Raw genomic sequence first — 25936 nt, forward strand, 5'->3', positions numbered from 1 at the left:
TAGCAGACAGCGGGTTTTGGGGCAAATCGGGGGCGGCTTGCCCCCGGTTCAATTTGACCGATAAAACCCGGAAAACCGGCATGGCGACCCATTAGTCGCGCATGTACCCACCGTCCACGTCCATGATTTCGCCGCTCACAAAACTGGCCGCATCCGATGCCAGGAAACACACTGCAGCGGCAATGTCCCGCGGTGTTCCGGCACGTCCCAGGGGCATGTCTGCCAGCACCCTGGCCCGTGCTTCAGGGCTCAGTGCACTGGTCATGTCGGTATCGGTCAAGGCCGGGGAAACGGCATTGGCGGTGATATTGAAAGGCCCGGCTTCACGTGCCAGGCCTTTGGTCAGTGCAATCACGCCCCCTTTGGCGGCGGCGTAGCAGCTGTTGCCCAGCAGCCCGCCACCACGTTTTCCGGCGACAGAGGCTATGTTGATGATGCGTCCCGACCGCCGGGCCATCATGCCTGGCAATACCGCCTTGGCGCAGTAGAAAACACTGTTCAGGTCGATGGCCATGACCCGTTTCCACTCGGCTGCACTCACCTGCAACAGGGGCAAGGTCGAGACGATCCCGGCATTGTTGACCAGGATGTCGACGCTGCCCAAGACCCTCTCAACCTGGCTGACCATTGCCTCCACCTGCTGTTCGTCGGCCACGTCGACCCCCAGCCCGATGGCATGGATGCCCAGTTCGCCCAGTTGGGCAACGGCACGTTCGGCGGCGCTATGGTCGAGGTCGCAGATCGCGACCCTTGCTCCGCATTGGCCAAGGGCGACGGCGATGGCATACCCGATCCCGCGGGCAGACCCGGTGACCAGTGCGTTACGGCCCTCCAGCGAAAGGCTGATCGGCGCAAAATTGGCGGGAGCATTCATTATTATTATCCTTTGGTCTGGGCGCATGTCGGCCTTCCCCCTTGATGGAGAATGGCCGGCTCCGGTTATGTCAGTCGGTTAAGTCAGTCGGTGAAAACAGTCAGGAAGGGGCGTAGCGGCCCAGTGCCAACTGGTCTTTGAGCGGGGCAATGTTCAGCCGCCGAAGCACGCGATACAGCGAAGGTCGGCAGATGCCCAGCGCCCGCGCCGCAGCCGTCATGTTCCAGCGGCAGTCGACGAGTACGCCCAGTACATCTTCGCGCTCACCCAGTGGGGGCGCGGGGATTCTGCCCAGGCGAATCGGTGTGACGTTGTGCGGGTGTGCACGGGACGGTTGCGCAGGCTGCTCTCCCGTTTGTGCCAGAAAATCCGCAGGCAGATCACAGCGCTGGATGCGTGCGCCTTCCATGACGGCACAGGCATAGCGAATGACGGCCCGCATCTGGCGCAGGTTGCCAGGCCAGGCATGCCCGAGGAGCAAGGTCCAGACATCGTTGGCTATCATCTGGCGCGGATCGCAGCCGGGGATCTCGGTGGCGACCATTCGGCACACCAACTCAGCACGGTCAGTGCGATCGCGCAGCGGCGGCAATTGCACCACGCCCGTGGCAATGCGATAGAACAGGTCTTCGCGAAAGCTGCCGTTCTCCACCAGCTGCGTAAGGGACTGGTGGGTCGCACAGATCAGCGCGAAATTCACCGGCACACTGCGTTCGGCACCCAAGGGGGTGATCTCGCGTTCGGCGATCACCCGTAAAAGACGGGTCTGCTGCTCGAATGGCATGTCTCCGATTTCATCGAGGAACAAGGTGCCGCCGTCTGCCTGCGCGACCTTGCCTTTTTTGCCCCCCGGCAGGGCGCCGGAAAACGCGCCACGGGAATAACCGAACAGCTCGCTTTCGATCAGGGTTTCGGGGATGGACGCGCAATTGAGGGCAACCATCGGCGCGGCATGGCGCCGGCTGTGTTCGTGCAGCGCACGGGCCAGCACTTCTTTACCCGTCCCTGTTTCGCCCTGGATGAGCACGGCAATGCCGCGCTCCATCAGGAGCAATGCGCGGCGAAAAGCCTGACGCACTTGCGGATCAGTATCGTGGGAAATGTCGCATTCAGGGTGGACAGCAGTTGTACGGTCTTGGGTAAACGAAGGTTGTTCGTATACGGAAGGCATCAGCGTCACCTTTTATTATTGTATAGCTTGTGACTATGTCGACTCGCCGCACTTGTGATACAGCCGTCGATATGGCGTTAAATGACAGTAACGAGGCGCACCGATATTTTCCAATCCATAATAAATCATCCATTGATACCTTTGAGAGCATCATGATCGAGCTCCGTCACTTGAACTATTTCCGCACGCTCGCCGAAACACTGCACTTTGGTCGCGCAGCAGAACGCCTGCATATTTCGCAGCCGCCACTGTCGCGGCAAATTGCCATGTTGGAGGAGGAACTCGGGGTAAAGCTCTTTGATCGATCGAGTCGACGGGTAGAGCTGACGGAGGCTGGTCAGCGCTTTTACCTGGATACCGCCACGGTGCTGGCTGCGTTCGAACAGGCCAAGCGCAACGCCCTGGCTGCGGCGCGGGGCGCTGCGGGGGAGCTGTCAGTGGGCTTCATGATGTCAACGGCCTACAGCGTTACCCCGGCGATTACCCGGCGCTACGCGGCGCAGTTTCCCCAGGTCAGCCTCAAACTCACCGAGACCTTGCCCCTGGGCCTGGCCGAGGACATCAGCAGCGGCAACAAGGACGTTGCCATCATGTACCGCCCCCAGGACTGCTCCGGGCTCGAATCCGTGACCCTTTACCGGGAAGAAATGACCGTGGTGCTGCCGCCGGGTCATCGACTCCTCGAACAGGCCATCATCGACCCGAGCGAGCTTGCCGGGGAGACCTTCATCATCGTGCCTCGGCGGATTGCACCGGCGCTGCACGACATGATCTACAGCTACTGCCTGCAGCACGGTGTTACCCCGAACATCGGACTGGAAATCAATATGCAGCAAACCATCGTCAACCTGGTGGGTGAAGGCCTGGGGATTGCGATCGTGCCGCGCTCGATGCGCAACATGCGCCTGACCACCACCACCTTCAAACCGTTGCGCGCTGCACCGGTGATTGAAGTGGTGGCGGTGTGGAAGGCCGACAATCACAACCCCTGCATCGAGACCTTCATCGAGAGCGCCCGACAATCCTGTGCGCTGGTGTCTTGTGAAGAGGTGGTGAGTTGAGCCGTGGTTGCTGACGGCCGCGCGCCTCGACCGGTCGCAAACCCCTGAGCCCGTACACGGATCTGAAGTGACAGCTGTCTCCCTGAGTGTCTCCCGCCTGCACTCAGGCGACAGTTGCCCCGGCAACGCTGATTCCCCTGCACCCCTTGCTGCATAAGGCCTGCGCCAACTTGGCCGGGCTTTGGCACCGCTCTTGCTATCGACCTTGCAAACACAATTAATGCAAGGAACACCTTATGCGATCGCCTGTTATTACTGGCTGGTATCACTCGCCATTCGGCAAGTTCGACCAACTCGACCCTGAACTCATGATGGCCGAGGCCGCATTGGGCGCGCTGGCCCACGCTGATATCGCGCCGGAGCAGATCGACTCCGTTCACGTCGGCCATTTCAACGCAGGCTTTCTCTACCAGGATTTTCCATCTGCGCTGCTGGCCAATCACATTCCGCAATTGCGCTTCACGCCTTCAGTTCGCGTGGAAAACGCCTGCTCTACCGGCTCCGCTGCCATCCACTCGGCGCTGCAGGCCGTGCTCAGCGGCCAGAGCAAGCACGCCCTGGTGGTGGGCTTTGAAAAGATGAATACGTTGCCCACCGCCGAGGTCGGCAAGATCCTGCTCAAGTGCTGTTACGCCAAGGAAGAAGCCAACATTGAGGGCGGCTTTGCAGGCGTGTTCGGCAACATTGCGCAGAGTTACTTCGACCGTTACGGCGACCAGTCCGATGCGCTGGCGATGATTGCCGCGAAGAACCATGCCAACGGTGTACTGAACCCGTACGCTCACATGCGCCGGGATTTCGGCTATGACTTCTGCCGTCATCCCTCCGAGAAAAACCCGTTTGTGGTCGGGCCACTGAAACGTACCGACTGCTCTCTGATCACCGATGGCTCGGCCGCGCTGGTGATCAGCCGCGAGGATCTGGTGGGCGGTCGCGGTCAAGCCGTGCGCTTCCGTTCTGCGGTGCAAGTCAACGACTACATGCCGCTGTCCAGGCGAGACCCGACGTTCTTCGAAGGGGCCGCCCGCGCCTGGCAGCAGGCCCTGCAAACAGCAGGTCTGAGCCTGGACGACCTGTCGCTGGTCGAGACCCACGACTGCTTCACGGTCGCTGAATTGATGGAATACGAAGCCATGGGCCTGGCCGAGCGCGGCCAGGGCGCGCGTGTCATCGCCGAAGGCATCAGCCGCAAGGACGGGCGCCTGCCGATCAACCCGTCTGGCGGCCTCAAGTCCAAGGGCCACCCGATCGGCGCCACCGGGGTGTCGATGCACGTCATGGCCGCCATGCAGCTCACGGGCCAGGCGGGGGACATGCAACTGCCCACGGCCGATCGCGCCGGGGTGTTCAACATGGGGGGCGCGGCAGTGACCAACTACGTGAGCATCCTGGAGACCGTGCAATGAAAGGTATCGACAACGTCATGAACCTGGGGGAAATGCTCAACCAGATCGCACGTCGCTATCCCGATGCGCCCGGCTTTATCCGGGGTGGACGTGAATACACCTGGAAAGAAATTTCCATGCGGGTCGATAGCGTCGCCGCCGCGTTGCGCGACCGCGGTATCGGTAGGGGCGACAAACTGCTGGTGCATTCGCGCAATAACTTGCCGCTGTTCGAAAGTGCCTGGGTCGCGTTCCGTCTGGGCGCTGTGTGGGTCCCTACCAATGTGCGGATCACCCCGGTGGAGGCGGCTTACCTGGGCAGCTCCAGCGGCGCGGTGGCCATGCTTTACGACGAAGGTCTCGAACATTACGTCGACGCTGTGCGCGAAGCGTCGCCCAGCCTGCAGACGGTCATTGCCATCGGTCAGCCCCGCAGCGGTGAGCTGGGTTACGAGCAGTTGCTGGATGAGGGCCGCGCTTCGTATGCGGCTTTCCGTGCGGCCGAAGTGAGGTACCACGACCCGCTGTGGTTCTTCTACACCTCAGGCACCACCGGCCACCCCAAGGCCGGGGTGCTGACCCACGGCCAGATGGCTTTTGTCATTACCAACCACATCGCCGACCTGATGCCCGGCCTGAACCAGCACTCGCGTTCGCTGGTGCTCGCTCCGCTCTCCCACGGCGCCGGTATCCATGCACTGGTCAATGTCGCTCGAGGGGCTGCCTGCGTCTTGCCGGCCAGCGACAAGCTCGATTGCGATGAGGCCTGGCGCCTGGTGCAGGAGTACCGCGTGGACAACCTGTTCACCGTGCCGACCATCGTCAAGATGCTCACCGAAAGCGATGCCGTCGACCGCTACGACCACAGCAGCCTGCAACACCTGATCTACGCGGGCGCGCCGATGTACCGCGCGGATCAACGCCATGCCCTGAACAAACTGGGCAAGGTCCTGGTGCAGTATTACGGCCTGGGCGAAGTGACCGGCAACATCACCGTGCTGCCCGCCGACTGCCATGAAAGTGAAGACTCGCCAGACGCCAAGGTCGGCAGCTGCGGCTACCCTCGAACCGGCATGCAAGTGGCGATTCTTGACGAGGCGGGCAACGAACTGGACACGGGCATAGACGGTGAAATCTGCGTGCGCGGGCCCGCGGTGTTCAGCGGTTACTACAACAACCCGAAGGCCAACGAAAGCTGTTTCAAGTTCGGCTGGTTCCACACGGGTGACCTCGGTCATCTGGATGAACAGGGCTACCTGTTCATCACGGGCCGCGCTTCGGACATGTACATTTCCGGCGGGTCGAACGTGTATCCACGGGAGATCGAAGAAGCCCTGCTCAGCCATCCCGCGGTAACCGAGGCTGCGGTGCTGGGTATGCCCGACGCCAAGTGGGGGGAGTCCGGTTACGCCGTCATCGTCACCACTGCCGAGGTCACGGACGAACAACTGCTTGCCTACCTGGAGCCACGCATTGCGCGCTACAAATGGCCCAAGCGCTTTGTGCGCTGGGCCGAAATGCCCAAGTCCGGCTACGGCAAAATCGTCAAGAAACAGATCCGTGCGCTGCTCGAAGAACGGCAGGAGGTCGCCTGATGAATGCTCATTTTGCCGAGCGCAGCGGCGTGCGCACGTTCATCCACGCAGGCCCGTCCCTGGCCCCGCGATTGCTTGACCTGGAAGTGCCCGGCAGCGAAGAGATACGCATCGTCCTGCCGCTGGGCAGCAATGTCGGCGCCAGCCTGCTCAAGGTGCTTGAAGGTCGATGCTTCGCCAGTGCCGTGGGTCGCATTGTGTGTGGCGGCGCCGCGCACCTGAGCTATCACCGCATGATCGTCACCGACAAGCCGGAGCGGCCCTATGACTACGGCCAGCCGGTGGTTCTTGAAGGCCATATCACCTTTATCAGCGGCGCCATCACCGTCGGGCGCGATGTCCGGGGCGCTCCATTGCTGCACGGCCATGCCGGGTTTCTGGACAGCAATGGCGAACAGCACGGCGGGCATCTGGTACTGGACAAACTCATCGTGGGCAGCGAGCCCATGACGATCAGTCTTTGCCTGTTCAATCAGGTGGCCTATCAGGTGCAGCCTGACGCTGAAACCCACTTCAACCTGCTTCACCCCGTTCTCCAGGAGGTGTCATGAACGTCGCTGCAGTCCAGGAATCACAAGTTCAGGGCGGCCGACTGGGCCGTCTGGTCATCGCACGCCTCAAGCCCAATGAAGACATCATCGACAGTGCCGAAGCCCTGTGCAGAGAGCACGGAATCCATCTGGCCGTGGTGCGCGGCGGTCTGGGCAGCCTGATTGATGGTCAGCTCAGCTACCAGGGCCGCGAAGGCATGATGAAGATCCCTGTCGAAGGTCCGGGGGTGGAAATCCTCAGCATCAGCGGCGAAATTCTCAGCGGTGAAAGTCGTCTGCAGGCGGTGCTAGCCGATGCGGACGGCAAGCTCTACGCCGGTCGCCTGGAGCGCGGCAAAAACCTCACGTTCATCACGGTCGAGTTGACGCTGCAGGAGTGGCTGCCCGACTGAACCCTCGCAACCCATAACAAGAAAATCGAAACCGCACACACAGGGTTGTCCCGCAGCCCTGTGTTCGCGGCCTTTCGTTCGTATTGCCACGCCCATCAGGAAAACAATAATGAAAAAAACTCCTTTCGTTCGACTGTCCATGCTCGCCACTACGGGGATTGTCCTGTCGCCCTTGGCGTATGCGGACTTCGTCAAGGACAGCAAGGCCACCCTGGGTTTTCGCAACTACTACTTCAACAATGACTACCGTGATCGCGCCGGTCCCGCCGGGCAAAGCAAGACGGCGGAATGGGCTCAGGGGTTCTTCCTTGATTACAAATCCGGCTTCACCGAAGGCACCGTCGGTTTTGGACTGGACGTGCTCGGTTTGCAGGGTGTGCGCCTGGATGGCGGCAAAGGCAATCACCGCGGCAGCTCGATGATCCCTGATGACAGCGATGGCGGTGCGGTGGATGACTGGAGTCGCCTGGGGCTGACCGGGAAGATGCGCTTTTCCCAGACTGAAGCCCGTTACGGAACGCTGCAGCCGAAGTTGCCGATCCTGGTGGCCAACGATGGTCGAGTGCTGCCGCAAACCTTCGAAGGCGGCATGATTACTTCCAAAGAAGTGGACAACCTGACTCTGGTTGGCGGTCGCCTGGAACACGCCACCGGTCGCGGATCAAGCAACCGCTCGGGGTTCGCGGTTGCTGGGGGCACGCAGCAGAGCAATGAGTTCCTGTTTGCCGGTGCCGACTACAAGCTGACCAAGGACCTCACGCTGCAATACTACACATCCCGGCTGGAAGACTATTACGTGCAGCATTTTGGCGGGCTGGTGCATGTGCTGCCGCTGGGCGAGGGGCAGTCGCTGACGACTGATCTGCGTTACTTCAAGACTGACGCCGACGGTCGCAACGACTCCGCCTCGGGTCGCGCAGCCGGTTATCGGGTCAGTGGCCTGGGTGATACCGCTGGCAAAATCGACAACGACACCTGGAGTGCGATGTTTACCTATGCCCTTGGGGGCAACTCTTTCCTGCTCGGTTACCAGAGTGTGTCCGACAGCGGCAACTTCGTGCAGCTTAACCAGGGCAATACCAACGAGGGGGCAGCAGGCAGCAGCATTTACCTGTTCACCGATCGCCTGATCACCAGCTTCACCCGGGCAGGTGAGCGTACGGCATTCGGGCAGTACGGCTACAACTTCGCCGGGCTGGGCATGCCGGGGCTGGTGGCGTCCGTGACCTACCTCAAAGGCACTAATATCCGCATGGCGAGCGGTGGCACCGAGAAAGAGTGGGAGCGCGATCTGGCCCTGGATTACGTGGTGCAGACAGGGACCTTCAAGGGCGTCGGGTTCAGCTGGCGTAACGGAACGATGCGCAGTGGCGTGCCCAGCGAATATGCCCAGGATCAGAATCGGGTATCTATCAACTATACCCTGGCGTTGTTCTAGTCCAGAGGGGCTCGGCTGCCAGAGCAATGCTGCTCAAGTGTGGGAGCGGGCTTGCTCGCGATGGCCTCCAGAACGCCACATTTACTCAGTAAATACGCGTCATCGTTAACGACCATCGCGAGCAAGCCCGCTCCCACAGAGGCAAAAAATCGCTTAAGTGAACAACATTGTCGGCTGCCAGAGCCCCTTGTTGTTTACCTATCGTTGAAATTTGATCTGCTGAGGACAGGTGTCACTTGTTGCGCTGGCCAGCGAGACAGTTGAGGGAGACACCTGTCACATCACCCGTCCTACCCTGAGTGCTGTAAGAAATTGAAACACTAGTGAGTAGGATATTTTTCCTAGTGAAAACAGCCAGTTGAATACAAACCTGGTTCCCCTCCACCAGGGCTGCGTCTTTCGTGGCACCTGAATTGCTATAGCTTGCGTGTCCAGTGCCTATTTCACGGTCATTGATCCATAAAAATAATAAAGTCAGGAGAACCAAATGAGCGACTTTACTCGCCGCAATTTTCTCAAAACGGCCTCCCTTGCGTCCGCTGCCGTCGCGACCGCAGGGCTTGGCCTTTACAGCGGCAAGAGTGAGGCCGCCGAGTTCAAGCTTAAATTTGCCAACAACCTGCCTATCACCCATTCGATGAATGTGCGGGCACGGGAAATGGCCAAGGCGGTACGCGAAGAAACCAACGGTGCGGTACAGATCCAGGTATTCCCCAGCAGCCAGCTGGGCAGCGACACCGACACCCTGGCGCAGGTGCGCTCTGGCGCCGTCGACATGTTCGCCCTGTCGCCGGTGATTCTCGGCACCCTGGTGCCGTCGGTGCAGATCAGCGCGGTGGGGTTCGCCTTCAAGGATTACGATCAAGTCTGGAGCGCGATGGACGGTGAGTTGGGTGCCCACGTTCGATCTGAAATTGCCAAGACCGATACCCTGTTCGCCTTCGACAAGATCTGGGACAACGGTTTTCGGGTAACCACCACCAGTACCCGGCCGATCGTGACCCCTGACGACCTGAAGGCCATGAAACTGCGCGTGCCGCCCAGCCCGATCATCATGTCGATCTTCCGCGCATTTGAGGCCGCCCCCACCAGTATCAACTTTTCGGAAGTGTATTCGGCGCTGCAGACCCGCATTGTCGAAGGCCAGGAAAACCCCCTGACCCTGGTCTCGTCGGCCAAACTCTACGAGGTGCAAAAATACTGCTCGCTGACCAACCACGTCTGGGATGGCTTCTGGATGCTGGGCAACAATGCCTCGTTCAGCCGCCTGCCTGCGGATTTGCAAGCCATTGTCAGCAAGCACATCAACACTGCCGTCATGTCCCAGCGCAATGACCTCGCCAAGCTTCAAGGCACCATCCGCGAGACTTTGAAACAGCAGGGCCTGGAGTTGGTCGAGTCGCCGCCGGAGCCGTTCCGTGAGCGCCTGCAGTCCGCCAACTACTACGCCGACTGGCACGAGAAGTTCGGCGACGCTGCCTAGGCAATCCTCGAAAAATACTCCGGGAAACTCGCATGATGGGCGCGTCGGTGGCAGTGGCCCCCACTACTTCCATGCGCCTGCCGGCCCGGGCGCTCGTGTTTCTCAATACCTGGTCCATTCATGTGGTCGGAGCGATCACCGTTGCTCTGCTGGTGATCGAGACCTGCGTGTTGCTGGCGGGTGTGATTTCCCGCTACGTGATGCACAACCCGTTGATCTGGGCGGACGAACTGGCCTCTTCGCTGTTCATCTGGCTGGCCATGTTCGGCTCGGTGCTGGCCCTGGACCGCGGCGAACACATGCGCATGTCCGCCCTGGTGAACAAGCTTCCGGTGGCCTGGCGCGGATTCTGTGAAACGCTTTCGGCGCTGGTGGTGTGCCTGTTCGTGCTGGTGATCATCGGGCCAGCCATGGAGCACTCCCATGAGCAGATGTCGATCACGACTCCGGCCCTGGGCATTCCCGACGGCTTGCGGGCTGCGGCGTTGCCGGTCGGCGCGATCCTGATGCTGCTGGCTGCGGTGTCGCGCATGGCGCGGTATTCCACGATGCGCCAGTTCATGGCCGGGGTCGGCGTGGTGGCGGTCGTTGCCGCTGCTTTGTGGCTCAGCCAGCCGCTGCTGGTGGGGATGGGTAACTACAACCTGATCATCTTCTTCCTGGTGCTGCTGGGCGCCTGCGTGTTTGGTGGCATCCCGATCGCCTTCGCCTTCGGTACTGCAACCATCGCCTATCTGGCGCTGGTCACCCACGCGCCGTTGTCGATCGTGGTCGGGCGCATGGACGAAGGCATGTCGCACATGGTGCTGCTGGCGGTGCCGCTGTTCGTCATGCTGGGGGTGGTGCTGCAGCTTTCGGGCATGGCCAAGACGTTGATCGATTTCATGGCCTCACTGCTGGGGCATGTGCGGGGCGGGTTGCAGTATGTGTTGCTGGGGGCGATGTTTCTGGTGTCGGGGATTTCCGGCTCCAAGGTTGCCGACATGGCAGCGGTGGCTCCGGCGCTGTTTCCTGAAATGAAGAAACGTGGCTCCGAACCTGAAGAGCTGGCGGCGCTGCTGGCAGCCACCGGAGCCATGACCGAGACGATCCCGCCGAGCCTGGTGTTGATCACCATCGGTGCAGTCTGCAGTGTGTCCATTACGGCCTTGTTCATCGGCGGCCTGATGCCGGCGGTGGTTGCCACCGTGGTCATCGCGCTGGTGTGCTGGTGGCGTTCACGCAAGGAGGCCATGCCCACCGTCAAGCGCGCACCGCTGTCGGTCATCGCCCGTACGTTCATGATCGCCTTGCCTGCTCTGGCGCTGCCATTGCTGATTCGAGTGGCCGTACTGGAAGGCGCAGCCACCGCCACCGAAGTCTCAACCATCGGTGTGGCTTATGTGGTGATGGTCGGACTGGTGATGCACCTGTTCATGCGCCACATCGAGTTCAGAAGGGTGTACCCGATGATGCTCGAGGCAGGGGCATTGTCCGGCTCGATTTTGCTGATCATCGGTATGGCATCTGCAATGGCCTGGGCACTCACGCAGTCCGGGTTCTCGGCCGCGCTGGTGGACCTGATCAGCGAGATTCCGGGGGGTACGATTGGCTTCATGGTCGTAACCATTCTTGTGTTCGTGATTCTGGGCAGCGTCCTGGAGGGGATCCCGGCGATCGTGCTGTTCGGTCCGCTGATGTTCCCGTTGGCGGAAATGCTCGGGATCCACCCGGTGCACTACGCGATGGTGGTGATCCTGGCCATGGGTATCGGTCTGTTCGCACCGCCCCTGGGCGTCGGTTTCTACGCTGCCTGCGCCATCAGCAAAGTGTCCTCGGACCATGTTATCCGCCGCGTCTGGGGTTACCTCGGCGCACTGATCGTGGCGTTGATCATCGTTGCCTGTTTCCCGTGGATCTCCATCGGTTTCCTTTAAGAGAGCATTTGTCATGAGCCAATTAGCGAACAGAAAAATCACGCCTGTTGCAGCGCTGGGCCGTGTGGCCCTGGTCACGGGAGCGGCGATGGGGATTGGTGCTGCCATTGCCGAACGGCTGGGGCACGACGGGCATACCGTGGTGGTTGCCGATATCAACCTGGCTGCGGCCGAAGAAATGGTTGCCGGTCTCAAGGCTCAAGGCATTGAAGCGCTGGCGCTGGCCATCGATGTGGGCGACGCGCAGTCTATTGCGGCGGCATTCGAGGAGCTGCACCAGCGCTTCGGTCGTTGCGATGTCCTGGTCAACAACGCCGGGATCGCCAAGACCCAGGCCTTCCTGGAGTGTGACCTGGCTGACTGGCAGCGGGTATTGAACATCAACCTCACCGGCTCCCTGTTGTGCGGCCAGCACGCGGCCCGCCTGATGGAGTCCAACGGCTGGGGGCGGATCATCAATGTCGCGTCCATCAGTGGAATGCGGGCGAGCATGGGTCGCACGGCTTACGGCACCTCCAAGGCGGCGATCATCGGCCTGACCCGGCAGATGGCCGTGGAGCTGGCTGACTTGGGTATCACCGTCAACGGCATCGCGCCTGGCCCGGTGGACACACCGTTGACCCAGAGGCTGCACTCGGCCAAAACCCGGGACTCCTACGCTCGTTCAGTGCCGATGCGTCGATACGGAACGCCTGCGGAAATGGCAGGGGCGGTTGCGTTTCTGGCGTCGGACGATTCTTCGTATATCAGCGGTCACGTGATTCCGGTGGACGGCGGCTACATGGCGTCGGGCATTCTGGAAATCTAAGGGACCGTGGCGCGTCCACTCAATCGGTGGACGCCGCACCTGCTTGTCAAACGCGTCGCTCCCTGAGCACTGCGCCTGCCTGATCGCGCCTGAATTTTCGGAAATACCCATGAACGCCATTGTTACGCCTTTGAATCAAGCTGCCATCCCCGACCTGATTGCCCACCTTAAAACCATCGTTGGTCCCAGCCATGTGCTGACGCAAGCCAGCGACACGGTGCGCTTTCGCCAGGGCTTTCGTTTTGGTCAGGGCAACGCCGTCGCTGTGGTATGCCCGGGTTCGTTGCTTGAGCAATGGCAGGTGGTCAAAGCCTGTGTCGGCGCCGACCTGATCGTCATCATGCAGGCGGCCAACACCGGCTTGACCGGCGGCTCGACCCCAGATGGCGTATACGATCGCAAGGTCGTGATCATCAATACCCTGCGCATGCGCAAGGTCCAGGTGATCGAGGAGGGGCGGCAGGTGATCTGTTTTCCCGGCTCAACCCTGGATCAGCTGGAAGCAGTGCTCAAGCCCCTGGGCCGCGAACCGCACTCGGTAATCGGTTCGTCGTGCATTGGGGCCTCGGTCTTCGGTGGCGTCTGCAACAACTCCGGGGGTTCGTTGATACGCCGCGGTCCGGCCTATACCGAGATGTCGCTGTATGCCCAACTCGATGCACAGGGCCAGTTGCATCTGGTCAACCACCTGGGGGTCAATCTGGGAGATACCCCCGAGCAGATCCTGAGCAACCTGGATGCCGGTCGGTACAGCGAGGCGGATATCAAGGCCGACGCCGGGCGTGGGTCCGATCATGGCTATGCGGACCATGTGCGTGATATCGACGCGTCCACACCCGCCCGGTTCAATGCCGACAAACAGCGCCTGCACGAGGCCAGCGGCAGCGCGGGCAAGTTGGCGGTGTTCGCGGTGCGCCTGGACACCTTTGCTGCCGAATGCGATACCGCGGTCTTATACATTGGCACCAACGATTCCGCAGACCTGACCGACATCCGTCGGCACATGCTCGAGCATTTTCCCGAGCTGCCCATCGCCGGTGAATACATGCACCGCGATGCTTATGACGTGGCGGCTGAGTACGGGAAGGACACCTTTCTGATGATCCATCACCTGGGCACCCGGCGCCTGCCGAAAATGTTTGCCCTCAAAAGCCGGGTGGACAATTTTCTCGGGCGGTTCAGCGGGTTGCGACCGCACTTATCAGACCGTGTCCTGCAAGGGGTCGCACGTTGTTTTCCCGATCACCTTCCCAAGCGCATGGCCAACTTTCGTCAGCGGTATGAGCATTACTTGATGCTGAAGGTCTCGGCGGCTTCCCTTGAACCGGCCGAGGCTTACCTGAGTCAATTGTTCGAGGGGCGCGAGGGAGATTACTTTCGCTGCACTGCAGAGGAGGGCAGCAAGGCGTTCCTGCATCGGTTCGCGGCAGCCGGTGCGGCGATTCGGTATCGGGCGATCCATGACAAAACGGTTGAAGATATCGTGGCGCTGGACATCGCCCTGGCGCGCAACGACCGCGACTGGTTCGAGACGCTACCGGCATCCATTGAGCAGCAACTGGTACTGAAGTTGTACTACGGGCATTTCTTCTGTCACGTCTTCCATCAGGATTACATCGTGCGCAAGGGCAGCGATTGCCTGGCGGTGGAGCATGCGATGTGGGCGCTTCTGGACGAGCGTGGTGCCGAATACCCGGCAGAGCACAACGTAGGCCATCTCTATCCTGCGAAACCCGATCTGAAGGCGTTCTACAAGGAGCTGGATCCGTGCAATGCCTTCAATCCGGGCGTGGGAAAGACCTCGAAGTGTCGACATTGGCAGGGGGAGGGCTGAGCGGGGCGGGCAAAAATGCGGTGAGGCGATCAGCATCATGGCACTTTTTTTTAGCGATGAACTTCCCCCTCATCCTTGTTACCTCCCACTTCATTTTCGGAACAGGTCAAATGCTGTTGTAGGCAAAAAAGTGCTTTTAATGTATGAGGGGGAGCTTTAAATCGGTCTACTGTTCTATCACCTCAACTTCGTTGCTATGCCGTAGTGAACTAAAGGCTGGAAGAGTTAAACCTGAGTACCTTGGACCGATGGGTTTTTAGCTGGTCGCAGGTTTCCTTTGCGGCGAAGCTACAGTCGTGTGTGCTTAGCATCGAATAGATCGAATGTGAACTGACGGTCAGCTGCCTATCCATCGAACCCATCGCGACGTGCGCTCCATGCTGGGGCGAGTCGATGCTAAATGCTGGGGTAAATGGATGTGTTCAACAGCCTGTATAGAGTGTCGCATTTATTGGTAGAAGGACTTTAATCGAGCTTGATTAGGCGGCTACTATATTCTCGCGGGACAAAATAAATAATTCATTGATCAAGTAGGCGCTATTTACTTTCTATGTTGAGCATGCAGCAGTTGATCTTCATGTTGTGCGTGTAAAAACTGTGTCTGATAGAAAATTCTTACTTTATCATTGTCCCAGATGCCACCACGGTATGAACCCGGAGCAATATTTTTGAATGCGTGCGAAAAGTCATCTGGCAGAGGCCGGCTAAAAGGGTGCGAAAGCCACATGCGCAATAGAAGCCTTTCGTTTTTCTGATCTTGGTACGCTTCCCGCGAATGCAAAGTGGTATGACTATTCAAAAAAAGTATATCGCCTTTACTAAGCGTGAGATTGAAGCCAACGTCTGTACATTTAGCATGCTGGTCAATGGCGTCAAGAAGCTCAATCATTGGTCCATTTAGCGGGTAGTCTTTTTTGACATTGTCGTTTTCTATAAAGCAACGAATATAATGCGCCACAAATTTGGAAGTGCTTGAGGCAGAGTGAAATATTTTTGAGAGATAAAAAGCTTTCTCGCGCTCAGTAGTCTCTCCGTGCCGACTAAAGGGGAAGTAGCTGTCGATGATATTGTGTTTTGATGTCGGTATGTTTTCTTTGATCTTGTCATATAGCTTTACTGAATTGACTATTCTGGTAGTGCCACCATTGCCTGCCTGTGCAAAACAAAGCAGGACATTTAAATCACACCTGTCGGTATGAAGAGGTATTGATGCTCTGGATCTGTAGCCCCTGCTCGTAGATAATATATTGCTCGACGGCTTAAAGGTGATCTCCTCTAAGAAGTTGGGGTTTGGGGTTTGCGAGACTGGCCATCCGATATGCCGGCAGACATTGATGAGCACAGACTTTGCGCGATTAAGATTATGCCCGCTGTATGAGTTTTTTAAAACAACACATCCACTGCCTGTCTCAAGTTCGCTTACGATTTTTTCGGCTATGTCCATCATGGGCGCACTTAATTTACTGGCCTTAAAAAAGCTGGCGAAGTAGGCGTCCTCATTAAACTCTTGGTAGTCTTCATTGTAGATAGGCGGGCAAATTATCGTTTTCACTGTTTTATTTCCTGGTTAGGCTATTAATCACCCAATACTCATCTCTTTGATCATGGTGAGGTTTTTACGAGTAAGGCTGACTATTCGGCCACTTGAAAGTATAAAGGCAGGCTCGAACGGATGTATAAAGCACGAATAGACTTTGATGCTGTCATCGTCTATCAGGGGGGTGTAATATATTTCTCCTTTTGCTTGGGTCACCTTGTTAGTGAGTTGGTCGAGGTGCTGCGAGATATTCAGTTCGCCAATGCTCTCGCAATTGTCAGTGTAGTCGCGCTCTACGATATCAAAAAAGTCTCCGCGAATATCTGTAATGTTGAAGAATTTCATCACGTCATCTTTATTCATGTCTCCATATTCTTTCTCGTACCATGCCTCCATGATTGCTTGCCTTCCTTCCTCAGCGCTGTTCAATATTGAGTGTGGATGTGTTCGGCGCTGCATCATTTCTGTCAATGCTCTTTCAAGCGCATATTTATTATGGAGAGACGCTCCTCCAGAGAATGTTCTAAAAGCGGGTTCAGGGTGGTCAAGGAAAGCAAGGTAAGTCGGAACTTTCCAGCGCTTCGAGGTGATGTCGACAATATGCAGCTTGCTTCCATGAAGCTCCTTGCTGCAAGAGAAATACAGTGCTTTTAAGTCATCAGGAAGGCTTGAAGGGCGAATGCGTGTGTAGTTGTTATGTTTGTTGAACGCGACAAAGTTAATTATAAATTCGCCGAGTGTATAGCGCTCAATAATTTCGGAGATACTATGAATGAGGCACTCATTAGCGCTTGTTCCTGCTGAAATTCCATTGGTGGTACTGTATTTCATTAAAGATGAGTAATCAAATGTATCACCCTGTCTCTGTTCTTTTGTAAAAGCACGGTGTTTGGGGTATCCCTCTTCTGCTTCGATAAAGGACGGATTGATCAGGGCAAGTGGCAGATAAACTTCATCGTGATCGCCCAGTCTTCTATACGCCGTGCACATGACATCCCCAGCGTCATCAGAAAGCAAGGAGTACGGAATATCCTCATACCATTCAGGTTTCAGTAAGGCTGTCGAGGTTACTAATTTTATTTGTTCTTTTATAAAGTCATAGTGCAGGGCACTATGTTCTATGGCTTCAAATATCGCGGAGACCATTGACTGCATGGCATTAATGCCCTTTCCGCCACCGGTACTGATTTCTTCCCCGTCCTTGCGCAGCGTACAGATATAAGACTCGGGAGCTTCGCCATACGCCTCAAATTGGAGCGTGATATTCTTGTTGCGTAAGTATTTTTGTGCGAGATGCAATGCTTCATCCAGCCCTATGGTTCTTTCAAATGGCAATGTGTTTTTCATATTTGACCTTTGTGTTGAGCGCCCCCTCCTCTCTATTTAAAGGGGGGGCAGTATTTATATATTTCCGGAGAGGGCGCTATTTGATTTTTAGGGGGGGTATTTTTTTATAGATCTCCACTCCGATATTTCGGACTATTTGCTTTTCGGTTGCGGACATGTGTTTTTTATGTCGGGCGGACTGCATTACGGCGATGACATATATGTCATTTGGACATCCCATTACATTCTCCTTTTTTTGAAAAAATACGCTTGGGTTTTTAATAAAAATTTGCTGTGTAAATTGTTAAGGCGTTGGGTGTGCTGTCGTAACCTTCCCAATGTTGTAGGCACGAATAGGGTTCGTGCACCCTCCTTTTATGTTTCTTCAGGGTTGATAGTTTTTTGCACATCCTCCCTAGGTGTCCGCCTCGGAGTGAGAGGGACTGATAAGTAAAAGCTAACCGATGGTATTTGATGATTTCCGATCTGATGTAGCCCGAATACATGCTTGCCACGCCGGTGCTTTTGATTTGTTTTTAATATCGTGAACTGCCTCATAAAGAGTGCCTTTATATGACGGTCGTTTGCTCTTATTGATTCATCGAAGGTTGCATTTCACCTGGAATATTGAGCGGGCTAATGCTATTGGCTCAGTTGCTTCCAATGGCGAGACTCTGACATCGGGCGGATTTTTTTCTGAGCGATGAAATCGTTTTGATGTGGCTCGTGAGATCGATTGGCGACGGGGCTGCTTGTTAGCGAAAGACTTGAGGTCAGCTTCTTGGTTACATCTAGACATTTGGTCGACTCCAAGATCCTACGATTAAGTCGGAAGATTATGTTCTCTTAGTCGCAGATTTCACTGTTCGGTTCCACTGTTTCGTACAAGTAGCGGTAATAAAGTATTAGGCGAGTACGTTACGTTTTCTTAGATGCTTTTTTTGCGGAAATATGTTCCCCCCCCCCCCCTGCACGCAGGGGCGCAATTCAATGAAATGCGTTGCCTTTAATTGCCGCAGGTCATGATGGTCAAACGGGCGAGAACTCCAGAGAGTCTTTCATGCCTGGTAGCTTCTGTATAAAGGGAGGGCGACATGCCCCCTGAAACGCTAGCGCCACATAGGGTTTTTGAGGGAGAGGGCTTTAAAAAAGGCATTAAAAAGCCGGCTTGTGGGCGGCTTTTCTAGCGTCCATCAAAGTCCGCGCACATCTGGAAGCACAACGTCAGAGACCCGTAAATAAAGGCTTTAATGCTTTTTTATGTCCATTGCTTGCCAGTGCCCGCTAACATCATCTACCGTTCCGGGTATGGGCCTGGGTATGGGCTGATTTTCTGGTGGGTATATGGTCAAGCTGACAGTCAAGGGAATCGCCGGGTTGTTGAAATCCGGTAAACGAGGTTACGCCGGTGACGGCGGAAACCTGTATTTCAAGTACAACGTTGATGGCAAAGGAAGCTGGATTTTTCGCTACAAGTGGAACGGCAAGTCCCGTGATATGGGGCTTGGGTCTTATCCAGACATCAGCCTGCCCGATGCTCGTGCCAATGCTCTGGAGGCTCGCCGGGTGTTGAATACAGGCGCAGACCCGCTGTCGGAGCGAGAGGTCGCACGCGAAGCTCACAGAGCTGTAGAGCGGGCTGCTGAGGCCAAGCGTCACTCGTTCAAAAGTATTGCCCTTGAGTATCACCAAGCGCATAGCGGAAAGCACTCTGAGAAGTGGCGAAAGGGTTGGGTCCGAAAAATGGAGAAGTATGCGTTTCCATTGATCGGTGACCTTCCTGCTGAGGTGGTTACGGTGGATCATGTGCAAAAGATTTTGAAGCCCATATGGGGGGAGAAAACTCGCACGGCGGACGAGGTTCGGGGGCAAATCGAGCAGGTGCTCGATGCTGCAAAAGCGCGAGGTTTACGAGGGGGTGAGAATCCAGCGCGTTGGCGGGGGAACTTGGAGCATCTCCTCTCCCGAGATGCGAAGAAAGCAGCCCGAAAGCGCCAGCATTTTGCAGCTATGAAGTGGTCTGAATTGCCTGTGTTGATGGCGAATCTTCGAAAGGATGACACTCTCCCATCGTTTGCTGCTCAGCTATTGATTTTGACTGGTGCGCGGGCTCACATGGCCCGGTTTGCATGTTGGGAGGAGTTCGATTTTGATTCTAAGATCTGGGTGCTATCGGCTGAACGCATGAAGGCGCGGAAGTCGTTTGCAATCCCACTCTCCGAGCAGGTTATAGGCATGCTCGCCAAGATTCCACGCATTGAGGGGAGCTCATTCCTTTTCCCAGGGCGAGGAAAGAGCGGGGTTATGCATGCAAATGCCGTGCGTACACTTCTGCATGGGATGAAGCACGCTGACATCACCCGTCACGGGTTTCGATCTACATTTCGGGACTGGGCTGCGGAAAACACGGATCACGCTCGGGAAGTCTGTGAAATGGCGCTTGCACATGACGAGCGTGATCAAACTGAAGGGGCATACTCTCGAACTGACTTTCTCGAAAAACGCCGGCCATTAATGCAGGAGTGGGCGGACTACAGCACCGCCACGCTTGCCCCTATACAGAGTGCCGTAGAGCAGATTTAGGAAAACCCGTTATGAAACAATCAGCTAAGAGCCCACGACAACAGAAAGGTGTTGAGCCCATGCGGCCAGACCACGAGCGTTTGAGTTTTCTAACCGTGAACCAGGCACTCGAAAGCATCAAGGTTATGACAGGTTTGTGTATGAATCTTGAGGACCTGATTAGTCAATGCGAGGAGGGTCTCTGCATCGCCTATATCGCAGGAGATCCATTGACGGGCGTTGTTCAAGTGGCTGAATCAGATGAAGCTGCGACAGCAGTGTTCGGCGCAGGTAGTCAGCGGATAGTGAATATTCAGCGATTGCAGGGGCTAAGCTTGGATGCTGCGGCAGCGCTTGTTTTAGCAGGGCCTGTTTTTTCGGATGTGCCGGACGATTACGAGGAGACTGTGCGAATTTGGGAGGCCCAAGTGCCCCGAGCAGTCGCCAGGCTTAGGTTCAAGCCAATTGATATTCAAGCGCTAGCCGAATCATTGGTCGGTCCGGCTCCGTCTTCCCGCCCTCTGGAGAAACGTGAACGTCAAAGCATGGCGAAGCTGATCGCAATACTTGTTGAAATGAATGGGCTGGACCGCCTGGGCCATTACAAACTAGGCGAAGTGTTGCTGAAAGAAGCGGCAAGGCTGGGGCTTTCGCCCATATCGGTAAACACCATCGTCACCCACCTTCGGAATGGTCGGGACCCCCGCGACGCCTGATAGGACTTATTGAGATTTTGGTCAATATCAATTGAGACTTTGGCTGCCGCGTATTGCTTACCTTGCTCCCACACCAACCAACGCCACCGAGCACCAGGGAGCAAGTAATGAGCAGTTCCACTCAGCAATTAGTTCAGAACCGTCGAATCCTTCGACTTCCAGATGTTGAACTGCGCAGCGGATTCAAGCGCGCTCACATCTATAGCCTCATCAGCCAAGGACGATTTCCGAAGTCAATTCAGCTTGGTTCGAGAGCCGTCGGCTGGGATTCGCTTGCAATCGAAAAATGGGTTGAGGATCGCATTTTTGGCGAACCTATCGCTCGCCCTTCTGCGGAAGGAGCAGTCTGATGACGACTATCGCTTATGTCCTCGCCAGCAGCACTGATGATCAAAGCGCTTTCCTCCAAGTTCGTGATATCGGTAAAACCGATCACTGGTTCGTAGAAGAAGCGTCTTGCGGATCTATCAGCATTCTCAAGCGGCCGGAGTTTCTGAAGGCTCACAAGTTTCTTCGTAAAGGCGACACGTTTGTCGTTGCCACAGTCGACACTCTGAGCAACAGCCCAAGGGAAGTGCTTGAAGCTTTGCAAATGTTGCAGAAGAAAGGCGTCTCGATTGTCTTCGTGCGAGAAGACTTTAACCTTTCCACTACCTTTGGAAGGGCGTACTTGGCAACGCTGAGGTCCATGGTGAAACTGGAGCGCACCCTGCTGGGCACGCATGGGGGAGCTCTGGCAACAAAGCGGATCGGAGTTCCGGGCGTGATCAGCTCTCAGCCGGAATCCTGAATCGGACTGGCTCAGAGGGTGTACTTTTTGAGCCATTAAATCTGGTCCGCGCTATCAACGAAAAGACTAGATATCGCGACAGCTCAAATCTGTTGTTTTAATCTGAGCCATCGCTTATATTCTGAGCCATACTTTTGAGCTATAGAGCGAAGCGCCTCAGTGACAGTCCTAGCCTATGTCCGCGTCAGTACAGAAGATCAGAGCACGGAGGCCCAGCGCCACTCTATTGCTCAACTGCATAAGGTTGAGCACTGGTTTGCTGACGAGGCCACCAGCGGGGCGACGAAGGCGATACAGCGTCCCGGCTTTGCAGAGCTTTTCAAGTTTGCTCGCAAGGGCGATACATTGATCGTATCTGCAATTGATCGTTTGGGAAGAGACACCATTGATCTGCTCGAAACAGTCGAAGCGTTGAAAACTAAAGGAGTAGCAGTCGTCTCAATGCGGGAAGGCTTCGATTTATCCAGCCCAATCGGAAAAGCCATGCTAACCATGTTGGCTGCTGTCGCCGAGTTAGAACGCTCCAACATCAAGGCCCGTCAAATGGCAGGTATTGCGCGGGCTCGTGCAACTGGTCAAAAACTAGGCGCTCCTAAGAAAATTGACGATACAGCCGTCTCTACCTGGCGTAAGGCCAACTCAGCAACGATTCAGGAAACAGCCGAACAGTTCGGGATTTCGATTGCGGCTGTTAAAAGAGCTTGCGCCAGCAAGTCCTCAGTCAACGTACAGGTGCAATGAGCATGGCTGGCAAACAGAAAAATCCAGATCAAGCTGCACAGGCCGTGATTCTCCGGGAGGCAGGGTGGACGATTTCTGCAATTGCAGAACGGCTGTCGATCAGTATCAGTACTGCTCAGAGGCTTTTCAAAAAGCATAATGCTGTGGCTGGCGTCGGAACCCAGGCACTGATTGAAAAAGCCAGAGAAGAGCTACTTGCTACAGCATTTTCTTTGGATGCCGTGCAACAGACAATCGCTTCACTGGTAGCTGACGATCTGGCACTGAATCAGCAAATCAGAATAAAACTTGCAAATGCCGTTGAAGCTCTCGACCCAACGGCCCCAATCGCTTTCAGGGGGCTTGCGGCCGCAGCTACCACGCTGAAGTTAACGCAGGACGTGACGCGACGTGCGCTTCCTCTAGAAAAGCTGAATCAAGCCCTCGCCTTCGAAGAGCTCCCAGAGCTAAAGATTCACTTTATGACTGAGCATGACGTTGCAGAAATGCGGGCACAGCAGCGCCTGGAAGAGGCTGAACGCGATGGCAATAGTGATGGCGTAGAAGACGAGCTAGAAACTATGCGCTATCTCGAAACTAGGCGTGTTGCGCTTTTACAGCAGCAGGATGATGACATTGTTTGCGAAGGCTTTGACTCACACATGACCTGACCATGACCGGCCAATCGTCAAACCCTTAGAACCTACTGTAAGCATCGAACACCTTGGACTCATTCAGGGCACCATTATTTTGAAAATCTGGCCCTAGATTGTGCGGGCAGACAAGGCTGCTATGACCTCCAAATACCAGAGTCCATTCAAGGAAGGCGAGGTTCCACAAATCCTACAGAAGCTGCACGACAGCGAGCTACGCCGTCATGCAGAGCAAATTGCAACTCGGGACTCAATCCGAGCGCTATTTGAGGAGGATTGGTTTGCAGATGAAGGAGCTGTCGATGCCGCCTCGGAGAGCAGAGATGCGGAGTTCGATGACTTGAGCCTGTTACTCAACGAAGCACCAGCAGTCCTCTCAGAGCCCCATTTAGAAGATTTAAAGACTTCGCCCTTGGATGTACTGTGCCCACAGCAAGGTAATCCAGGGCAGACGAACCATGTCGAAGCTGGAGTAAATGCAAAAATAGGCCGCTCAAATCGGGCTGGTCAACCGCTCTCTACGCCAGGTAGGGCTGGGCTTGTAGCTAGATTTCATCTAGACCATACCGAGCGTGTTGTAGCTATTAGAGCTATTGGAAAACTACACATAGACCCTGATGATCAGCTTGAGAAACTACTGAAAACAGATGCCTTCATCCAGAAACTGATGAAAAGCTATCAGGGTGTAGGTGAGCTTCCGGAGTGGGCTAAATTTGTTAGTCCGCAAATGAAGCAGTACTTCCGTCTCCACCTGCTGTGCACCAAAACAGACGCCAAAACGATCACCATTCGACTTGATCATGACTCAGCAGAGGCGGCGTTAGCGGCACCACGGGGGGCAGCCAACTTTCTCGCTGAGATCATCAAGCGAACCTTGGCGAAGCTAGGCATCGATACCGACCTAGCTTTCAACCTGGAATTCAACCATACCGGCAGTATTGAGAATCATCCTCTCCATATTCACGGAGCGTTCTGCATCCCGGAGGACAGGGTGAAGGCGGTTTCAGAGGCTCTCAGGAAGGCGCTGGCGATGGATTACAGACAGCGCTACAAGAATCTTGCCGTACACATAGAGCAGCCCCGAAACGCTCGCTGGTGGGCTACCTACTGCATCAAAGAGTACGGCATCACCGCTAGTAAACTTGAAGCTGAGCGAGGGCGAAAAAACCGTCCGGACTACGCCACTCAAAAGTTGACGCAGGAGACGAAGGCTTTCTATGAGGACATCGGTGTTTGGCTTAATACCTGAACAAGCAACGAGCAACGAGCCGCCAAACTACCTGCAATCCAGCTCGGACAATGCGAGCCGATCAGCGCCAACAGGCAGGGAGCTCTATGCGGCCCAACAGGGCTTGATCGGTGTGATCTTTACATTCAGCGACCACTTCAAACCTCATCGGAAGCTCGTACTGGCTGGGGAAAATTTTCGGGATCAATGCGGGACGGGTGTAGGTATCCACCACCTTGATTTCGGCGTAGGCAGTACAAATTTGCTGGCGGTACATTGCGTATTAAATCGGCCAATCGTGCCTCATGGCTGTTTCCGCAGGCGAGGACAACGACTGACACTTTGGCAAGGATTTTCTGAACATATTGCTCGTTAAGGTCATCGGCCTGGCTGTTGCGGATCACGCCGGAAGGATTCGTAGAGTAGTTTGGATAGAGATTCAGAATGTGGAAGCCACCCCAGCCCCAGTTAGCAGCCAAGTTACCGCACTTGAAGACGGTGGTGTCGTTCCGAATTTCGTCAGCTTGCGATGGGTTTGCGCACAGAAAGGCACCTATTGGCAAGCACTCATCCCATATGCGACTTAGCACGAATCGATGTTTGCCACAGTCTGACTTGATTACTGCCGACTTGGTGGTTGAACTGCATTCGATGGTCTTCATTAGCTCTTCCAATTAACCTTTTTGAGCTCGCGGAAAGCCCTCAGGTCTAGTTTTCCTGATAGCTGCGCTCAATCAACGCTTTGGCCCTTTCCAAGTCGGACTGGGTGCGCAGGCTCAGTTCCAAATCGCCGGTACCCCAGTGACCGATGGCGCGCACATCACGACTGAAGTCCTCGATAAGCTCGACCGAATCTGGATTGAGTTTGAGGTAAAGCTGTAGCCGCTTAGACTGCACCACTACGCTGGCGAAGTTCTTCAAGCGGCGGAAAGCCAGGTAGAGCTTCAGAGGCTTCTCTTGCACATCATCGCCGAGGGAGTGCAGATAGCTGGTCGTCTGCTCGAAGAGTCCAGCGATTTCCGACGGAGCTTGTGCTAGTTGCTCCTGCCAAGTCTTGTCCTTGCTGATAGATGCCGGTTTATCTATGCCATTGTCCACAGACTTAGCTGTAGCGGAGGTATCCGCCACGCTCACCACGTTGACCAGCTCAAGCAAAAGCAGATCATCTCCAAATAGCTTGTAGCGGATAAGCTCAATGTTGCGTTGAATTAGCTGAACGGCATGTTGGTCGTAGCGGGTGAAGTCAGCGGCTATACATAAAAGTCGCGTGCCGCTCCACTCAATTTGATCGGCCGCATCCTTACCCAATTTTTCCATCACCAGCCAGCGAAACTCAGCCTGATGATCCAGCAGCCAGTCGAGATAGAACAATCCCTGATTGATCACATTTTCGTTACTGTGGCGCTTGTATTCGATAATCACCGGGCAGCCGTTCTCGTCCAGACCTAGAGAGTCGATACGGCCCTTGTGGGTCTTACCTGTGGTGTACTCAGTCGCAATAAATCGCACCCCTAGAAAGGTCTCCATCTGGGCTTCGATTAAGTTTTGTAGCTGCTTTTCTACCGCGACTGCACGCCCCGGCAACTCACAGGCAATGCCCAAGCCACCCAAGCGAAAAAGCTGTATGTCACTCATCCCGCCATCCTTGATAACAACGTGCCTGTCTTGAAACGTGCCTGTCTTGATTTGACTAAACAATGCTGAAGTATTTTCAATCATCGCGCCCCTTGCCTGATTTTCAGCTAACGTGCTTGCGTAAGCTAGCCCTATGTAGTGGTCTAATGAAACCGGACACCCTTTTAGGCGAGAATACTCGCCAGATCGAGGTGTCAGATGACCAAACAACGCCGTACCTTTTCCGCTGAATTCAAACGCGAGGCTGCCGACCTCGTGCTC

General features: G+C 55.8%; 23 protein-coding genes. 17 read left to right on the top strand and 6 right to left on the bottom strand.

Annotation, left to right across the window (positions count from 1 at the left end; translation table 11 throughout):
• Window positions 1–91 precede the first annotated feature (91 nt).
• Window positions 92–874: an SDR family NAD(P)-dependent oxidoreductase gene (locus AC19YQ_RS18980; RefSeq protein WP_219262624.1), complete on the bottom strand. Its 783-nt coding sequence runs from the start codon at window positions 872–874 to the stop codon at window positions 92–94.
• Window positions 875–974: 100 nt separating this feature from the next.
• Window positions 975–2045, bottom strand: a complete 1071-nt coding sequence (locus AC19YQ_RS18985; RefSeq protein WP_133077053.1) for a sigma-54-dependent Fis family transcriptional regulator — start codon at window positions 2043–2045, stop codon at window positions 975–977.
• Window positions 2046–2197: 152 nt separating this feature from the next.
• Here AC19YQ_RS18985 and AC19YQ_RS18990 point away from each other — a divergent pair, with 152 nt between their 5' ends.
• From AC19YQ_RS18990 to dld, 10 genes are all read left to right on the top strand, one after another.
• A complete protein-coding gene (locus AC19YQ_RS18990; RefSeq protein ID WP_500595662.1) occupies window positions 2198–3106 on the top strand; it encodes a LysR family transcriptional regulator in 909 nt (302 codons plus the stop codon).
• A gap of 236 nt (window positions 3107–3342) precedes the next feature.
• The gene (locus tag AC19YQ_RS18995; RefSeq protein ID WP_133077051.1) at window positions 3343–4512 is read left to right on the top strand and encodes a thiolase domain-containing protein; all 1170 of its coding nucleotides are present in this window, start codon (window positions 3343–3345) and stop codon (window positions 4510–4512) included.
• Complete coding sequence (locus AC19YQ_RS19000; protein ID WP_500595664.1) at window positions 4509–6086, top strand: acyl-CoA synthetase; 1578 nt, start codon at window positions 4509–4511, stop codon at window positions 6084–6086. The genes AC19YQ_RS18995 and AC19YQ_RS19000 overlap by 4 nt, the downstream gene beginning before the upstream one ends.
• The gene (locus tag AC19YQ_RS19005) at window positions 6086–6637 is read left to right on the top strand and encodes a hypothetical protein (protein WP_133077049.1); all 552 of its coding nucleotides are present in this window, start codon (window positions 6086–6088) and stop codon (window positions 6635–6637) included. Before AC19YQ_RS19000 ends, AC19YQ_RS19005 begins: the two co-directional genes overlap by 1 nt.
• On the top strand, window positions 6634–7029 hold the full coding sequence (locus tag AC19YQ_RS19010) for a PPC domain-containing DNA-binding protein (protein WP_133077048.1): 396 nt from the start codon (window positions 6634–6636) through the stop codon (window positions 7027–7029). The genes AC19YQ_RS19005 and AC19YQ_RS19010 overlap by 4 nt, the downstream gene beginning before the upstream one ends.
• Before the next feature lie 109 nt (window positions 7030–7138).
• Window positions 7139–8467 (top strand): OprD family porin, encoded by a 1329-nt coding sequence (locus AC19YQ_RS19015; protein ID WP_500595665.1) that lies wholly within the window; start codon window positions 7139–7141, stop codon window positions 8465–8467.
• 487 nt (window positions 8468–8954) lie between these two features.
• Entirely contained in the window at window positions 8955–9950 is a 996-nt protein-coding gene (locus AC19YQ_RS19020) for a DctP family TRAP transporter solute-binding subunit (protein WP_500595666.1), read from the top strand.
• A 32-nt stretch (window positions 9951–9982) separates the two neighbouring features.
• A complete protein-coding gene (locus tag AC19YQ_RS19025) occupies window positions 9983–11866 on the top strand; it encodes a TRAP transporter large permease (RefSeq protein WP_133077045.1) in 1884 nt (627 codons plus the stop codon).
• Between the two features lie 13 nt (window positions 11867–11879).
• Window positions 11880–12674 (top strand): SDR family NAD(P)-dependent oxidoreductase, encoded by a 795-nt coding sequence (locus AC19YQ_RS19030; protein ID WP_133077044.1) that lies wholly within the window; start codon window positions 11880–11882, stop codon window positions 12672–12674.
• Window positions 12675–12783: 109 nt separating this feature from the next.
• The gene (gene dld, locus AC19YQ_RS19035; protein WP_500595667.1) at window positions 12784–14508 is read left to right on the top strand and encodes a D-lactate dehydrogenase; all 1725 of its coding nucleotides are present in this window, start codon (window positions 12784–12786) and stop codon (window positions 14506–14508) included.
• A 541-nt stretch (window positions 14509–15049) separates the two neighbouring features.
• Here the strand turns inward: dld and AC19YQ_RS19040 are convergent.
• Both AC19YQ_RS19040 and AC19YQ_RS19045 read right to left on the bottom strand, forming a co-directional pair.
• Window positions 15050–16060, bottom strand: coding sequence for a TauD/TfdA family dioxygenase (locus AC19YQ_RS19040; RefSeq protein WP_339476365.1), 1011 nt, complete (start codon window positions 16058–16060; stop codon window positions 15050–15052).
• 27 nt (window positions 16061–16087) lie between these two features.
• Window positions 16088–17392 (bottom strand): YcaO-like family protein, encoded by a 1305-nt coding sequence (locus tag AC19YQ_RS19045; protein WP_500595668.1) that lies wholly within the window; start codon window positions 17390–17392, stop codon window positions 16088–16090.
• A 1323-nt stretch (window positions 17393–18715) separates the two neighbouring features.
• Between AC19YQ_RS19045 and AC19YQ_RS19050 the strand changes: the two genes are divergently transcribed.
• The 7 genes from AC19YQ_RS19050 (at window position 18716) to AC19YQ_RS19080 (ending at window position 24061) form a co-directional block, all read left to right on the top strand.
• Window positions 18716–19954: a tyrosine-type recombinase/integrase gene (locus AC19YQ_RS19050; RefSeq protein WP_500595669.1), complete on the top strand. Its 1239-nt coding sequence runs from the start codon at window positions 18716–18718 to the stop codon at window positions 19952–19954.
• An 11-nt stretch (window positions 19955–19965) separates the two neighbouring features.
• Window positions 19966–20649, top strand: coding sequence for a hypothetical protein (locus AC19YQ_RS19055; protein WP_500595670.1), 684 nt, complete (start codon window positions 19966–19968; stop codon window positions 20647–20649).
• Between the two features lie 107 nt (window positions 20650–20756).
• Window positions 20757–20999 carry an AlpA family transcriptional regulator gene (locus AC19YQ_RS19060; protein ID WP_500595671.1) on the top strand — a complete coding sequence of 81 codons (243 nt, stop codon included), beginning with the start codon at window positions 20757–20759 and terminating at the stop codon, window positions 20997–20999.
• Complete coding sequence (locus AC19YQ_RS19065; RefSeq protein ID WP_500595672.1) at window positions 20999–21439, top strand: recombinase family protein; 441 nt, start codon at window positions 20999–21001, stop codon at window positions 21437–21439. The genes AC19YQ_RS19060 and AC19YQ_RS19065 overlap by 1 nt, the downstream gene beginning before the upstream one ends.
• A 159-nt stretch (window positions 21440–21598) precedes the next feature.
• A complete protein-coding gene (locus AC19YQ_RS19070; protein WP_463909541.1) occupies window positions 21599–22180 on the top strand; it encodes a recombinase family protein in 582 nt (193 codons plus the stop codon).
• Between the two features lie 2 nt (window positions 22181–22182).
• Window positions 22183–22830 carry a helix-turn-helix domain-containing protein gene (locus AC19YQ_RS19075; protein ID WP_463909543.1) on the top strand — a complete coding sequence of 216 codons (648 nt, stop codon included), beginning with the start codon at window positions 22183–22185 and terminating at the stop codon, window positions 22828–22830.
• Between the two features lie 121 nt (window positions 22831–22951).
• Window positions 22952–24061 (top strand): hypothetical protein, encoded by a 1110-nt coding sequence (locus tag AC19YQ_RS19080; protein WP_463909545.1) that lies wholly within the window; start codon window positions 22952–22954, stop codon window positions 24059–24061.
• A gap of 137 nt (window positions 24062–24198) precedes the next feature.
• On the opposite strand, the gene AC19YQ_RS19085 is transcribed toward AC19YQ_RS19080, so the two are convergent.
• Window positions 24199–24702, bottom strand: a complete 504-nt coding sequence (locus AC19YQ_RS19085) for a DUF1643 domain-containing protein (protein ID WP_463909547.1) — start codon at window positions 24700–24702, stop codon at window positions 24199–24201.
• Between the two features lie 46 nt (window positions 24703–24748).
• Window positions 24749–25759 (bottom strand): DUF5655 domain-containing protein, encoded by a 1011-nt coding sequence (locus AC19YQ_RS19090; protein WP_500595673.1) that lies wholly within the window; start codon window positions 25757–25759, stop codon window positions 24749–24751.
• Window positions 25760–25936: the final 177 nt, after the last annotated feature.

The organism is Pseudomonas sp. MF06569 (assembly GCF_059862735.1).